Origin of the sequence: Paenibacillus sp. FSL K6-4396, from assembly GCF_038002525.1 — a bacterium.
In the GTDB taxonomy this organism is placed as follows: Bacteria; Bacillota; Bacilli; order Paenibacillales; family Paenibacillaceae; genus Paenibacillus; species Paenibacillus amylolyticus_B.
Map to the genome: position 1 here is coordinate 1289479 of NZ_JBBOCR010000001.1, position 12453 is coordinate 1301931.

Below are 12453 nucleotides of genomic sequence, written 5' to 3' on the forward strand. Positions count from 1 at the left end.
TCATGTATGCATCAAGCGGAAGGGATTGATATACATGATACAGAATCACAATAAGCCGATATGGGATGTTGTCATTGTGGGAGCAGGCATTGCCGGATTAACCGCCTCAATATATCTGGCACGGGCGGGCCAGTCTGTACTGTTGCTCGACAAAGGAAAACATCCCGGAGGCCGGGCTATTTCGACTGAAATCGCAGCCGCACGCGTAAACTTGGGAGCCCATGCTCTCAGTAAGAGTGCGCTTCCCATTCTGAAAGAGGTAGGCGTCACACCTACCGGATCAGTACCGAAACCGCCAGGCACATTGGTGTTCGAAGGAACAAACGGCGGTTATAGGGCGATTCCTCTAGCACAGCTCTTGCTCGGATCGTTTTTGAAATGGGGGGAGAAGTGCCAGCTTCTTCGGTTCTACAGTTCTCTCCGAAAGGTAGATACATCCGTTTTGCATAACGTTAGTTTGCAGACTTACCTGGAAACCCTGGTTTCCAGTCCACGTGTACGTAGTGTCGTATTTGGGCTCGTTCGTTTGAGCACCTATTGCGATGCTCCTGATCAGGTAAGTGCTGGCGCTGTCATTGAACAACTCAAACAGGACCAAGTGTTGTATATAGATGGAGGCTGGCAATTCCTCGTTAGTCGGCTGACAGAACAAGCTCAGCAGGCGGGTGTATCCATCCGCACAAGCTCGGTCGTACGAGAAATTGTCGGAGGTTATCCCCAAATGATGGTTTCCTTAAAAGATGGTTCACAGTTGACGACTCGCCACGTGATATCCACTGCCGGTCCAATGGATACGTTAGCTCTCCTCAATCCCGCTCTTACACCCATGGAAGTGGAAGCCTATAAAAAGTTAACTCCTGTTCGTGCCGCGTGTCTGGATCTTGTCGTAACGGGGATGCCTCAACCAAAGACGAAATTTGTTTTAGGCGCCGATTACCCGTTGTATTACTCCAACCATTCCGCCGCGGCTTCCTTATCAGAGAACCCGGCAAACGAGGTTGTGCATGTCATGAAGTATTTGTCGGCTTCAATCCATTCGGACCCCACGCAGGATGAACACGAGCTTAAAGGCTTTCTTGATTTCATTCAGCCGGGGTGGCGCAAGCACGTCGTTCAGCAGCGTTTCCTTCCGCGAATGCTTGTCTCGCATGGCATCGTCACCGCAGCGAATGGCGGCCTCCCGGGCAGGCCTGGACCTGCGGTCAAAGGAAGACCCGGACTCTATGTTGCTGGCGATTGGGTAGGAGCTGAGGGGATGTTGATTAACGCATCTTTAGCGAGCGCGAAAGAGGCTGCTCAAATGATAATAGCAGGTAGAGAAAAAGATAAGGAAGGGATGTATCATGGAGCTTGATGTGGTATACAGAACGTACAGACCTCTTCTTCTTTCCATCGCATATCGTATGTTAGGATCTGTCACTCATGCTGAGGATTTGGTGCAGGATGCATTTGTAACGGTACAACAGCAGGATATCCATAAGGAGGGTGGCCCTGTTCGTAACCTAAAAGCGTACTTATGCAAAATGGTTACGAACCGTTGTCTGGATTACTTGAAATCAACACGTAAAAAAAGAGAGGTATATATCGGACCATGGCTGCCCGAACCTCTAGTGCAAGACTACATGGTTGCTCCAGGATCGGCTTCAGCAGCGGGGCAGGATCCACTCCAAACGATTGAACTGGAAGATACGATCTCGTACGCCTTTCTTGTCATGCTTGATCGGCTAACTCCGATTGAGCGCGCGGTATTTGTTCTACGAGAAGCCTTCGAATTTGATTATTGCGATATTGCAAACTTCGTGAACAAGACGGAGCTGGGATGCCGCAAGATTTACAGTCGTCTCAAACGTAAAATCCAAGACGAGCCGGAAGTTGAGTTGACCCCCAGCGCACAGTCCGAGCAGCTTGCACTTCGTTTCCTCCAGGCCACCTCTACTGGTGATATGGAAGAGCTCTTCAGAATGCTTTCGGACGATATCGTGCTGTATAGTGATGGTGGCGGTAAAGTCATGGCAGCAATTAAACCCGTTACATCAAGCCAGCGAGTTCTTGCGTTCATTCAAGGGCTTGTATCCAAAAGTGACAGCATGGGGGCTGTGCGGCTCGTCAAGATCAACGGACAACTTGGATTTGTATTAAGCAGCCCCTCCGAGGCATTCCCAACTGTTGTCAGTCTTGCGTTCAGAAACGACCGCGTTCAACGGATTTATCTCATGCGTAATCCAGATAAGCTGCGGCATTTGAATTTAGGGTAAGGTTTATTTGGGAGAGATGGCATTAGACAAACAAAACCCGGAGGATCGCCAATCTCTGGCGATCCTCCGGGTTATTTTATTGGAGTGAGTTTGCAACATGCTTATTTCATAAACCTGGAGAACAGACGATTGGCTTTCTTGGCGAGGTCGTCCATTTTGACATTGGCATGATCAAGCTGATTGTACCCCCATTTGATCGTCTGCAGCATGCGCGGAGATATGGGCGTTCCTTTAATCCGCGGATAGATGTTGTGATAAGCCCAGACGAGATGCTCCCAGCGATTGTCATTGCCGTCCTGAATATACTCGGATACGTCAATCACTTTCCCGCGTCCGTTCTGGAGAATTACATTTTTCAGATGAATGTCGCGAGGGTTCAACCCGCGGCTGCGAACGGCTTCTCGCGCTGCGTCCACATCGAGCATCACCTGCTCGGGGACGGGGATTCCCTTTTCCAAACATTCCAGCAACGTATCCCCGGGTTCAAAACTGATCACGAGCACATTCCGGCCGCTGCCGTAATAGGTAGGGAAGTATGGCAGGCCTTTGAGCTGCTCGTATACCTGTTTTTCATTTTCGAGTTTGTCCAAGGCATGATCCGAGTACATCTTGAAGGCATACTGCGGCAAGCCGTCATACGTAAATACAGCCGCATCCGTACCGGTGCCAATGCAATTCAATCCTTCTGCATCTCCGATGATGTTCACGAGCTCATTCCGGTCGCTTCCGATGACTTGGATCTGTTGTAATGCTTCTTCCGCCTGGAACCAATCCGGTCGATTCATGGGTGGTGCCTCCTTTTAGGATATGCCTGTACAATTTTTTTTCATATAATCTTTTTCTAATTAGCTTGTCTGGGGTTCGTTAGATTCCGTAAAACCTCGTGATCCATGTGATAAGGTGTGTGAGATTCGTTTGCGCTGGGCCCGCACTGGCCCCGGGCTATACCCGTACTAGCATCCAGGTCCCGGATTCGCTGCCCTCTATAAAGTATATTAAGCGTTCTGCTCCGCAATTTCATCTTTTGGTGATGTTACTATATAAACGATACGGATCGAATCGGAAACGGTTGCGTCTAAAGAAAATAACGGAAGCGCGCTTGCGGCAATGTTTCCCTGGCTTTATACTGTGAGCATTAAGGGATCTCATGCAGGTCCGGCATACAGAAAGGCAGATTACTTATGGCACAATACCCGCAGTGGTCTTATTCGCAGTCGCGGGCGAGTATGTTCGATGAGTGCCTGCGAAAATATTATTATCATTATTACGGTGCCCATAACGGCTGGAAGACAGACTCTGCTGATGAGATGCAGGTTCGTCTGTACCGTTTGAAGCAGCTCAGCAATCTGTACCTTGTCTTCGGGGACCTCGCGCATCGGATGTGTGAGTCGGCGGTACGCAGCAGGGAAGAGGGCAAAGATAAACCGCGTGAACATTTCCTGGAACAGACGATACGCAAGCTGCTGAATCAGGCGTATGTGGAATCCATGGACGCGGATCAGTGGCGGCTTAACCCCAAGAATCGCACGATGCTGTCCGAGATCTATTACGGCGATGATACGTTGAATGACCGAGTCGCCACGATTAAGGAACGGGCTTCGGCCTGTGTCAGTAACCTGTACCAGACGCTTACATGGGAGGACTTGTCCCGGGCAAGTACGGACATTCTGGAGGTTGAGAAATGGGATACCATGATGCTGCACGATACGCGCGTTTATGTGAAGATGGACTTATTGTATCGGCGTAGTAACGGCAATATTGTCATTGTGGACTGGAAGACAGGCAAGGAAGATGACTTCTCGGATCAGCTAATGCTGTACGCATCCTATGTGAGAGAGCACTACCGGGTTCCTTTGGAGCAGATTGAGCTGCGAGTGGAGTACCTGTTAACCGGGAAGCACCGAGAGTTTACCGCAACGGAAGAGGATATACAGAAGGTAGAAGAGAACGTAGGGCGTTACATCGAGGAGATGCGATCCTGCGTGGAGGATGAGTATTATAACCGCCCCAAGGACGTCACCTACTTCACAGCGATGCCATCGCACCGGTCCTGCCGGGATTGTAACTTCCGCGAAGTATGCAGTGAGCGAGCAGTCTGAAGCGCCAAAACCGGAGGAACCTAAAGGCCTTATACCAACCAACAAGCTATTCTATATGTGAAAAAAATCAAGAAGCGCGAGCCGGGTACATCATCTGCCCGACTCGCGCTTCTATTGCGTTCCACAGGCCTGGCGACTATGCGCCGGGTGGAACGATCAGTTCAAGATTACTGGACGGCGGCGGCATTCTCCAGCGCCTGACCCGCAGGAACATAGGCATGCCCGAGATCCCGGGCAACCGCCTCATACGTGATGTGTCCATTCAGCGCATTGACCGCGCTGCGAATGGACGAACTGCCGCGAATCGCGGCGGCTGCACCGTGGTTGGCCAGCTGCAGCGCATAAGGCATGGTGGCGTTGGTCAGCGCCACCGTAGATGTACGCGGCACAGCGCCTGGCATGTTCGCCACCGCGTAATGCACGACACCATGTTTCACATAGGTCGGTTCATCATGGGTTGTGATATGATCAATGGTCTCAACGATCCCACCTTGATCAATCGCCACATCCACAATGACCGAGCCCGGTGCCATCGTCTTAACCACTTGCTCGCTGACAAGTGTTGGCGCCTTGGCGCCCGGAATCAGCACCGCACAAATCAACAGATCTGCCGCCGCAACAGCTGTTGCAATGTTGGACGGGCTGGATACCAGCGTGTGGATCTGATTGCCAAAGATATCATCCAACTGGCGCAGACGATTCAGATTCAGATCAAGGATGGTTACATCCGCTCCAAGGCCAATGGCAATTTTGGCTGCATTTGTTCCCACCGTTCCACCACCGATAATGACCACTTTCCCCCGACTGACACCGGGTACACCGGACAACAGAATACCCTTCCCACCTTCGGTCTTCTCCAGTAACTGTGCTCCGATCTGGGAGGCCATGCGGCCTGCAACTTCACTCATAGGGGTTAGCAGGGGGAGGGCGCTGTTGACCTCCAACGTCTCATACGCAATAGCCGTTACCCGACTTTTAATAAGGGCTTTGGCAAGCTCCGGTTCCGCTGCGAGGTGTAGGTAGGTGAACAGAATCAGTCCCGGACGAAAATATCCATATTCACTGGCAAGTGGTTCTTTCACCTTGATGATCATATCGGCTTCGGTCCACACGGACTTGGCATCAATCCGAATCTCGGCGCCCGCAGTTTGATATTCATGATCCGTGAATCCACTGCCGATCCCGGCGCCTTGTTCAATCAGTACCTGGTGACCGGCTCTGATGAAATCAGCAGCCCCGGCTGGAGTCATTGCTACACGATTCTCATTATTCTTGATTTCTTTGGGAATTCCGATTCTCATCACCATGCACCTCGTCCATTTATTGGTTGTTAGCTTATACTACAAGTTTATGACTTGAATAATCGTTTTGCACCTTACTTGATGTCTAATTTTTAGGAATTGAACTCAACATATTGTCGAAAAAGACTGTTCAGGACATTTGTCCATGGACTATAATGTAAGAAAAAATAACACGAAGAGGGATAGCCATTGCGAAATGACCGTGTGTTTACGATCAAAGATATCCTTGCACGTCCGGTATTTGGCCGAGCACGACTAGCGGCAGGGAAGGATGGAGTGAACCGTCAGGTTGGCTGGGTTCATGTATTGGAGATTACGAATGTATCTCCATTCGTAAGCCCCCATGATCTTATTTTATCCACTGGACTGTGGCTTCAATCGGAAGAAGGGCGTGAAGAGTATCTGCTCCAGCTCATTGGCAGTGAGGCAGCGGGGTTATGTGTGGAGTTTGGTACCAGCATATACGGGATCCCGGAAGAACTGATTGAACTGGCGGACAGACACCAGTTTCCGCTGATCGTATTTGAGCAACCGGTCCGTTTTGTCGAGATTACACAGGATATTCACTCTCTGCTCATTAATCATCAACATCAACTGCTGAAAAGTCTCGAAGCATACTCCCGTCAGCTTCAGCAACGAACATTACAGAGTACGGATATGTCTGCTGTGCTGAATCTGCTACATGAGTATGCCGCCAAACCGGTGGTGTACATTTCGTCCATGGAGCCAGGCAGTTTTGTGCCCGAACTTCTTCCGGAGATGGAACAGGCCATCTATACCTGGTATGAGCAGGAGGTAGAACATCTGGATTTGAATGATTCGGATACCGAATTATGGTTCCACATAGACGAAGAGAAGGCTCTGTTGTGTCATCCGGTCGTCTGTTTTGGCCAGGTATTTTCGGCTGTAGGCATGATTGTACATCCCGCAGCTCCAGTAGAATATCTCAAGCTGTTGCTCGATTATACGGCGAAGGCGGCGGCAGCGCTCACGCTTCGTTCCCAGTTTCTTGAGGAGAAGATGGTCCGCAATCAGAATGAACTGATCCAGGATCTGATGAATGGCAACATCCATCAGGAGGAACAGGCTCAGACTCGAATGGGGCTTCGTTTGCTGGTGAAGGGGCAGTACTGGTTTGCAGGAGGGGTCATCGAGATTGAGCATCGATTGAAGGGTACAGGCCGGGAGCGAATGGAAGCGAATCATCAGGATGTTCTTGTCCTGCTGCGTTCCCTGCTCAAGAAGAATAATCTGCCTAGCTTGATTATGCTGAAGAACAACCTGGTATATCTGTGCTGTGCGAAGGAAGCGGTAACGGCCGCTGCACGTCATCAACTGCTGCGATTACTGGAAGGGATTGCCCAGGATGTAAAACGGTTTGCCAATCGTAACTTGAAACAGGTTATGATTCATGTGGGATTTGGCAAGTTACGCAACCGTTTGACCAGCCTGCCGGAGAGCCTTCAGGAGGCCTACCAGGTGATCGAAGTTTCGAGATCGGTAGATTCGATGGAACATGTTCACTTTTACGAACGTATGGGTATATATCAAATGTTAAAGGCGTTACCCCAATCCTTCCTGCAACCCTTTGTCCAGGATCACCTGGGTATGTTGATTGAACATGACAAAACGCATCACCTGCGATTGGTAGAGACGTTAGATGCTTACCTGCAGAACTTTGGTTCCAAGCGGGATGCGGCCGCCCAGTTATTTATTCATCGGCAAACGTTGTACAACAGACTGGAGAAGCTGGAAGAACTGATGGGTCCAGGTTACATGGATCAAGGGAGAAGAATCTGTCTGGAGATGGCGCTGCTGGCGCACGCGATGATTGAGAATGGACAGTGGCAATCCTCTTGATGAGGTGAAAGGGATGCAGGACAGACTGTGCATCGATCTTACACTACCTTGAGCACAGTCTAGCAGTTTTTACTAATTCGCCGGGTATGTCGTAATGAAGCAGGCAGGCGTTGCAGAGTGGAAGTGGAGCGTCGGCCCCGAAAAAGCTTCGTTTGACCGGAGGAAGGTGCCAGTGATAATGAAGAAGGAGCAGCCAGCCGATACGGGGGTGACGACCGGTCGGGACGTCCTTCCTGTTCTGCTTCATTATCCTCCATTGAAATGCCACTTTGGTGCAGCCATTCATTAAGTCGTTTGGGATTGATTCCAAGTTGTCCGCTCAGATTACAGATATCGAGGTTTATTCTCACACAAATCCGCCTTTCCTGGAATATCGGGCTGGTAGTAGGGAATGAAAGGGAAGCATGAATTCGAGATCAGTAAATGCTCATATGCATGTTGGCTGTGCTTGATCGGCGGAATGATTCATTACGTTGAGAAGAAGCGTGGAGGCGTCTATATACCGTGTTAAACGTTTCCATGTCCGCTGTTTTGAATATTTCCTATAAATTGGCTTTTAACAAGATTCTATCACTTCACATGCAATTGCGCGTCTCAATATAGTCTCAATTTTGTGAGAAAAAAAAGTATATTAAAAGTACCAGTATCTAGTACGGAGGACATATATGGGAAACAGTACTGAGGCTCAATACGACAAATATGTTGAGGATGGCAAACGTTTCATTGGTCGAACCAAAGAACTGACGACACTGGAGCGGTGGTTCAATCATCCGGAAGCCCCATTAACCATATTTTCAATTACGGGCATGGGAGGCATTGGTAAATCTTCCTTGCTTTCAGAGATGTTATCTGTCTCTCGGGATCGAGGTGCGACGGCAATCTGGATGGATGGTCGATCATGTGGGGCGACTCCTTCCGTTTTTATGGATTATTTGTCCTCGACATTAGGCTTGGAAACAATGGATAGTGAAGGATACCCGCGACCACTCAGCTTGCTGAAAGACACTTCGGTTGATAAACGATTGGTCCTGGCCGTGGATAATTATGAAGAACTCGCACTGCTGGAAAGTTGGTTCATGGAAGTCTTTATATCCAAACTTCCGTTAAGAGGGATACTTGTCATTCTTGCATCACGCCCGGAACTGGCATCCACCTGGCGGACACATCCCCGATTACATCAGAGGTTTATACAGATGCGGCTTCAACATTTCACAATTGATGAGATTACGGAATATATCACGGTGGCAGGCTTTCTGAATCAGGGGATGGCAGGTACCATTACGAGAATGACCGATGGACATCCGCTGGGACTGGCCCTGGCTGTAGAAGCTGCGGATCAGAGGAGGAATCTTCCGCAGTCGGAATGGGCTGAACTGTCACATATGATCAGTGCTCGATTATTATTGGAGCTTACGACACCCCGTCTGCATCCCGTAGTGGAGGTACTGACACTGCTTGAGACAGCCAATCAGGAATTATTATCATCCGTATTGGATATGAACGTGACAAAAGAAGAGTATCATATGCTGAGACAGATGTCGTTTATCCGTTCCGGCCCGGATGGTCTTGCCCTGCATGATATGGCCAGGGTGCATCTGTTGCGGGATTTCCGTCAACGTGAGCCACATCGGTTGCAGAGCATGCGTATCAAAATTGCGAAGTTACTGAAACAGCTGCATGAACAGGCAGGGTGCCATGAGCGTCGGCAAATAGCCCGTAAAATGCTGTTGCTCTGTCAGGAATCGATGCTTCAACACCGTAAATACGCGGATGTGTCTCGTGATTCCTTGTTCTCACCTCTTGAACCGATGAGAAGCGAGGACCTGCCAGTTCTACAGAGTTTGTTACAGCAATGGTGCGATTACAGCGTGGAACCATGGCAGGCATTATCCTATGGCCCCTTCCTGGATGAACTGGCACAACGTTATCCCGAAGGGATCGTATTGATGCGTGACAAGCTCGGCGAGACGATCGCCATGTTTATCACAGTACTTGTACATAGGGATAGCAGTGAGCTGCTCCTGAAATATTTTCCGAATGAGATACATGAATGCTTCACACCACAGGAGCTTGAGAGTGATCCGGATCAGAGTGATACGCACTTTGCTTTGCTGGCTGCGGCAAGAGATGATGTGCCGGGTTATACACGAGAAGAACTGGTAGGATACATGGCACTAGACCGACTGTCTCTGCTGGGTGATGGTGCGCGAGCCATGCTCGTTGCAACGAACCCTCACCTGAAACTATTTTTGCAAAGTATTGGATTCCGGATGCGAAGAACCCGCACTCGTGTCTGTGACAGATATGAAGACCAAGCGGACGTACTTGATTTGGATTTGCGTAGTGGACAATTCGGAGAGTGGGTCATGTCTCTGCTTGATCCGGAATCAACAGAGCATCGGATACAGCCGGAAACAACGGAATTGGATGGTGTAATTTGGACTGAACAGGATGTTCGCAAGATGTTGGGGGATCTTCGTTCCCCGGGAGAATTGCATGAATATGCTGGCAGGGTTAGAGGAGTAAAGGATGGAATCCAGTTACAGCTGTATGTCATGGATCTGTTGGAAGGCAGAGTACATGGCCTTTCTCCACAGGATCAGATGCTGTTATACGCGGCCTACTGGACGCATGCTGGCAATCCAACTGCCGCAGCCCAGACGTGTTCCATGAGTCGGGCGACATTCTATCGCCATATCAGAACAGCGCTGACTCGCTTGGCGCGGATTTTGTAGGGTTCTATTCATTCATATACTGATAATAAAGACAAGAAGAGGCTGGTCATAGACCAAGCCTCTTCATGCGATTATAGAGCGTTGCCCTGGAGATGCCAAGTTGCTTGGCGAGTGTTCGTTTGTTGCCACCTGCTGCTTTCAGATATTGAATTAGAAGTTGGGCCTCATGGTTGTCCAATTTTTGCTGGTAGGTAACACCGGAGACAAGTACGGAATCATCGGAGTGATCTAATTCGTCCACATTTGCAACCGCTCGAGGTTCTTTTTCTGCTCTTGCTCCCACCGAATCCTGACGTTGCTGATTTTCGCTCTTGGCATGTGAATGAAATCCAGATGTCAGTTGAACTTCGGACTGTTCTTGCATCGTGAGGGAAGTGAGGGTATCAGGCAGATATTCCTGCTTCACCTCACCATCTGTCGTCAGAATGGTCAGGCGTTCGATCACATTTCGTAATTCACGTACATTGCCTGGCCAATCATATTGGAACAGCAACTTGAACACTTCAGGTGGAACCAACTCAATATGACGGTTATAGAGCAATGAGAATTCTTGAAGGAACGTCTGGGTTAATTCATATATATCTTCCTTGCGCATACGCAGAGGAGGGATGACAAGGTTAATGACATTCAGTCGATAGTAGAGATCTTCTCGGAATTGATTGCGGGCAATCATACGCTGTAGATTCTGGTTGGTCGCAGCGATAATCCGGCAGTCGGCCTGTTTCACTCGTGTTCCCCCCACAGGAAAGTAACTCTTCTCCTGCAACACCCGAAGCAGCTTCACTTGCAATTCCAATGGCATCTCACCGATCTCATCCAGAAAAAGAGTACCCCCTTCGGCAAGCTCAATCTTGCCCTTTTTTCCTTTGGGATCCGCTCCGGAAAATGCACCTTTCTCGTAGCCGAATAATTCACTTTCAAACAATGAAGCAGGGATTGCCCCGCAGTTAATAGCGATGAACGGTGCAGTCTGCAATTCACGGAGATCATGAATGGCTTTGGCGAATAACTCCTTGCCTGTGCCGCTCTCCCCGAGAATAAGTACGGTTGCTGAGGTGGTACTGATCTTGCGAATGGTCTCCATGCACTGCTTGATGACCGGGCTGCTGCCCTTGATTCTGGCAAATGGATCTAATTCGGGACGTAGCCGAGCAACGGCTTTCTCCAGATGCTGGACTTTGGAGGTCATATGTAATAGTTCCTGATGTAGTCGGATTTCAGTTGTTATATCCACTTCGGCAGCAACTGCACCCACAATATGTCCATCCAGTTGGACCGGACGAGCATTAATCAGGGCGAAGAGGTCGGGCCGTGGCTGATGCTGTTTGCGATAGACCGTTTCGCCGGTATACAACGTCTTGAGAGATTGTAACCGATCTGGAGGGAAAAAGTCCGCTGCGGGTTGTCCAATGATGTCTTTTTTGCTGATCGAAAAAACATGCTCCGCGCCAGTTGTCCAGTAGGCCACTTTGGCATCTTCATTAATTAATGTCAGAGCTGAACCCGCTGTCTCCAGTGTGGTCTCAAAATAAGCTTCTATCAGGCGATGCGCATGCATCATGGCATGCAAAACATCGGATACGGCGATATATCCCAATAGGGGTCCATCATCCTGAATGAATAAATAAGAAGATGTGTCGAATAAGCAGAAGGCATCTACCAACGATGTTGAGGACGGAATGGTAAGTGTGGAGAGGTCTGTATCCAGAACATCCATATCCGTACGCAGTAAAGACATTAAATCTGGAAGTAAATGTTTCATCGATATCACCTCAGTTAGGGCATAACTTTCAGAACTGTACCTATTATAAGGAACTCTTATGATTTGAGTAGATGGAAATATTTGAGTGAGATAGTTAACCATATTATAGCTTTCAAAGTGAAATGTGTATAGATTTTTTGACATGAATCATACATAAGACAATCGGAAATAGTGGTTAATTTTGTTTTTGTAATGCTGAACTACGCGGTGTTTTCATCGTGGCAGGTGTACAGGCGAACCAATTCACCCTTTATCAAAACGGAGCCCATTCATTACGGAATCACTCACTGCATCGGCAGTTGATCTGCAGACCCTAGCAGGCGGAATACAGATCAATGCGAATGCCTCTATCCTAATGCTACAATTAGGTTAACTTTTGAATAATAAATGGGTGTGTACAGAAAATTAGACATTTAAAATTGTGGTTCTCTCTCTTTTAAT

At 48.8% G+C, this 12453-nt stretch carries 9 protein-coding genes; 5 read left to right on the forward strand and 4 right to left on the reverse strand.

The genetic code is table 11. From position 1 onward, the window contains the following. The first annotated feature begins 34 nt into the window (after nt 1–34). Both MHB85_RS05695 and sigJ read left to right on the forward strand, forming a co-directional pair. Complete coding sequence (locus MHB85_RS05695) at nt 35–1354, forward strand: phytoene desaturase family protein (protein ID WP_091015634.1); 1320 nt, start codon at nt 35–37, stop codon at nt 1352–1354. Then, complete coding sequence (gene sigJ, locus MHB85_RS05700; protein ID WP_091015632.1) at nt 1344–2255, forward strand: RNA polymerase sigma factor SigJ; 912 nt, start codon at nt 1344–1346, stop codon at nt 2253–2255. Before MHB85_RS05695 ends, sigJ begins: the two co-directional genes overlap by 11 nt. 101 nt (nt 2256–2356) lie before the next feature. Here sigJ and MHB85_RS05705 read toward each other — a convergent pair whose 3' ends face one another. After that, nucleotides 2357–3040, reverse strand: coding sequence for a serine/threonine protein kinase (locus MHB85_RS05705; protein ID WP_091015630.1), 684 nt, complete (start codon nt 3038–3040; stop codon nt 2357–2359). Nucleotides 3041–3436: 396 nt separating this feature from the next. On the opposite strand from MHB85_RS05705, the gene MHB85_RS05710 reads away from it, so the two are divergent. Continuing rightward, nucleotides 3437–4354: a PD-(D/E)XK nuclease family protein gene (locus tag MHB85_RS05710; protein ID WP_192132925.1), complete on the forward strand. Its 918-nt coding sequence runs from the start codon at nt 3437–3439 to the stop codon at nt 4352–4354. Nucleotides 4355–4521: 167 nt separating this feature from the next. Here MHB85_RS05710 and ald read toward each other — a convergent pair whose 3' ends face one another. Continuing rightward, nucleotides 4522–5655, reverse strand: a complete 1134-nt coding sequence (ald, locus tag MHB85_RS05715) for an alanine dehydrogenase (protein ID WP_091015628.1) — start codon at nt 5653–5655, stop codon at nt 4522–4524. A 189-nt stretch (nt 5656–5844) separates the two neighbouring features. Between ald and MHB85_RS05720 the strand changes: the two genes are divergently transcribed. Beyond that, nucleotides 5845–7515, forward strand: coding sequence for a PucR family transcriptional regulator (locus MHB85_RS05720; protein WP_192132927.1), 1671 nt, complete (start codon nt 5845–5847; stop codon nt 7513–7515). Between the two features lie 59 nt (nt 7516–7574). On the opposite strand, the gene MHB85_RS05725 is transcribed toward MHB85_RS05720, so the two are convergent. Then, nucleotides 7575–7865 (reverse strand): hypothetical protein, encoded by a 291-nt coding sequence (locus MHB85_RS05725; protein WP_143786504.1) that lies wholly within the window; start codon nt 7863–7865, stop codon nt 7575–7577. 315 nt (nt 7866–8180) lie between these two features. Between MHB85_RS05725 and MHB85_RS05730 the strand changes: the two genes are divergently transcribed. Next, a complete protein-coding gene (locus MHB85_RS05730; RefSeq protein WP_341072602.1) occupies nt 8181–10250 on the forward strand; it encodes an nSTAND1 domain-containing NTPase in 2070 nt (689 codons plus the stop codon). Nucleotides 10251–10296: 46 nt separating this feature from the next. On the opposite strand, the gene MHB85_RS05735 is transcribed toward MHB85_RS05730, so the two are convergent. Continuing rightward, nucleotides 10297–11988 carry a sigma-54 interaction domain-containing protein gene (locus MHB85_RS05735; RefSeq protein WP_341072603.1) on the reverse strand — a complete coding sequence of 564 codons (1692 nt, stop codon included), beginning with the start codon at nt 11986–11988 and terminating at the stop codon, nt 10297–10299. Nucleotides 11989–12453 lie beyond the last annotated feature (465 nt).